At 65.2% G+C, this 647-nt stretch carries 1 protein-coding gene; it reads left to right on the top strand.

The genetic code is table 11. The annotated features are described in order from the left end of the window. Window positions 1-15 precede the first annotated feature (15 nt). On the top strand, window positions 16-647 hold a 632-nt coding region (locus ACFO3E_RS15495; protein ID WP_465269441.1), incomplete at its 3' end, for an enoyl-CoA hydratase.

Genomic DNA, 647 nt, shown 5'->3' with positions numbered 1-647 from the left:
GCCCAGAACGGCCAGATGACCTATGCGCTCGACGACGCCTTTGTGAAGGCGACGAACGATGACGATGTGCGCGCGATCGTGCTGGGCGGCAACGGCAAGCATTTCTCGGCCGGGCATGACATCGGCACGCCCGGCCGCGATCTGCACAAGCATTTCGAGAACCGGCTACTGGTGCCGGGCCATGTCAACAAACCCGCGGCCGAATTGCTCTACACGCGCGAGAAGGAGCAATATGTCGGCATGTGCCGCCGCTGGCGCGACGCGCCAAAGCCCACCATCGCCATGGTGCAGGGGGCCTGCGTCGCGGGCGGCCTCATGCTCGCCTGGGTATGCGACCTCATCGTCGCCACCGACGACGCCTTCTTCCAGGACCCAGTCAACCGCATGGGCATCCCGGGCGTTGAATATTTCGCCCATGCCTATGAACTCCCCCCGCGCGTCGCCAAGGAGTTCCTGCTCTTGGGCGAGCGGATGAGCGCGCAGCGGGCCGAGCAGTTCGGCATGGTCAACAAGATCGTCTCGCGCGAGGCGCTGCGCGAAACGGTCGCAGCGATGGCGGCGAAGCTGGTGGCGCAGCCGCGCCTGGGCAACTGGCTCACCAAGCAGGCGATCAACCATGTCGAGGAACTGATGGGCAAGAGGAACGC

This window comes from Sphingobium tyrosinilyticum (assembly GCF_042654265.1).
In the GTDB taxonomy this organism is placed as follows: domain Bacteria; phylum Pseudomonadota; class Alphaproteobacteria; order Sphingomonadales; family Sphingomonadaceae; genus Sphingobium; species Sphingobium tyrosinilyticum.
This window is presented reverse-complemented; position numbering and strand designations above follow the sequence as displayed.